The 1,911-nt window shown below is 75.2% G+C and carries 2 protein-coding genes; one reads left to right on the top strand and one right to left on the bottom strand.

Annotated elements, in window-relative coordinates; translation table 11 throughout:
* Positions 1-94: 94 nt before the first annotated feature.
* Complete coding sequence (locus JM949_RS35590; RefSeq protein WP_203152427.1) at positions 95-862, bottom strand: type 1 glutamine amidotransferase; 768 nt, start codon at positions 860-862, stop codon at positions 95-97.
* Positions 863-963: 101 nt separating this feature from the next.
* On the opposite strand from JM949_RS35590, the gene JM949_RS35585 reads away from it, so the two are divergent.
* Positions 964-1,911 (top strand): S66 peptidase family protein (locus tag JM949_RS35585; protein WP_309232461.1); only part of this gene is annotated, 948 nt, incomplete at its 3' end.

Here is a 1,911-nt window from a genome sequence, read left to right as displayed (position 1 = left end):
CCGAGCAGGTCCGCGGCCCGCGCGCCGCCGTCGCCCTCGGCGGTGCCGAAGCCGTACCGGGCGAGCCGGCCCTGCGCCCTGGTCGGCCGGCTCATCAGTGCCCGAGCAGCGGCAGGCCACGCCGCGTCGTGCTGTCGTCCAGCTCGCCGAGGGCCAGCGCGGCGAACCGGGCGGCGAACGGCTGCCAGACCTCCTCGACGTCCACCATCACCGAGTCGCAGGCGGCGACCACCAGCTCCGGGTCGTAGCCCAGCTCGGCGAGCTGGGCCGAGTCGGTGGCCCAGTCGGCGATCATCGCGGTGTCGCACTCGATGTGGAACTGCAACCCCCAGGCCCGGTCACCGAGCCGGAACGCCTGGTGCGGGTAGCGGGTGGAGGCGGCCAGCAGGGTGGCGCCCCGGGGCAGCTCGGTGATCTCGTCGGCGTGCCACTGGAGGACGTCCGGGATCAGCGGCACGTACCGGAACAGCGGGTCGTGCTCGGCGGCGTCGCGCCGGCCGACCACGCCGGGGCCGATCTCCGGCCCGGACGGGCTGCGCTCGACCAGCCCGGCGTGCGCGGTGGCGAGCAGCTGCGCGCCCAGGCACACGGCCAGGGTGGGCACCCGGTGCCGGACCGCCTTGCGCAGCAGGCCCTCCACGGCGGGGAACCACTGTGCGCCGGGCGAGCCGTCCGGCAGCGGGTACGCCTGCTGCTCGCCGCCGAGCACCACCAGCGCCGCGTACCCCTCCAGGTCGGCGGGGAGTTCGTCACCGGCGTGCGGGCGGACCACCCACAGCTCCAGCCCAGCCTCGGTCAGCCACTCACCCAGCCGGCGCGCGTCGTCCGTCGGGTCGTTCTCGATCACCAGCGCGGTTGCCACAGGTCGAGGCTAGCCGGTGCGCGGCGCGGTGCCGCGCCCCGGCACGGGTCGGTGCCGCCGGGTGGCCGCCCGCGCTGGCGCGGTGGTTAGGCTCTGCGGTTGTGATCAGCCAGGACAGCGCCGTCGTCCGCCCGCCCGTGCTGCGCCCGGGTGACACCGTGCTGCTGGTGTCGCCGTCCGGGCCGACCTCGGCGGAGCGGGTGGCCCGGGGCATGGAGCTGCTCGTCGGGTGGGGCCTGCGGCCGGTGCCGGCGCCGAACGCGTACGCCCGGCACGGTTACCTGGCCGGCAGCGACGACAGACGCGCCGCCGACCTGAACGCCGCGTTCGCCGACCCTGAGGTGCGCGGGATCATCTGCACCCGGGGCGGGTACGGCGCCCAACGGATCGTGGACGCCATCGACATGGCCGCGGTCCGCCGGGACCCGAAGGTGGTGGCCGGCTTCTCGGACATCACCGCGTTGCAGTTGGCCCTCTGGCGGGGCGCCCGGCTGGCCGGGGTGCACGGTCCGGGTGCGGCCTGGCGGGACGAACGGACGCCGCTGCGCTCCGCCGAGTCCCTGCACGCCGCGCTGATGACGACCGAACCGGTGTCGGTCAGCGCGGTGCCCGGCGAGGAGACCTACGACGTACGCGTCCCGGGTCACGCCACCGGCACCCTGCTCGGCGGCAACCTGTGCCTGATCGCCGCGTCGGTCGGCACTCCGGACCTGCCCGACCTGACCGGCGCGGTGCTGCTGATCGAGGACGTGCAGGAGCCCCCGTACAAGGTCGACCGGATGCTCACCCAGCTGCGCCGGGCCGGGGCCCTGGACGGGCTGGCCGGGGTGGCGGTGGGCCAGTTCACCGACTGCGGCGACGGCTGGGACACCACGATCGTCGACGTCCTCACCGACCGCCTCGGCGACCTGGGCGTACCGGTCCTCGGTGGCCTCCCCATCGGCCACGGCCCGGGCCAACTGACCGTCCCGATCGGCACCCCGCAACCCTCAACACCGACACCCGAAACCCTCACCCATCTCCCCCGCAGTCCCAATAACCCCTCCCCC

Origin of the sequence: Micromonospora tarensis, assembly GCF_016803395.1 — a bacterium.
GTDB lineage: Bacteria > Actinomycetota > Actinomycetes > Mycobacteriales > Micromonosporaceae > Micromonospora > Micromonospora tarensis.
Note: the sequence above shows the minus strand (reverse complement) of the source record. Positions and strands in the feature narration are given on the sequence as shown.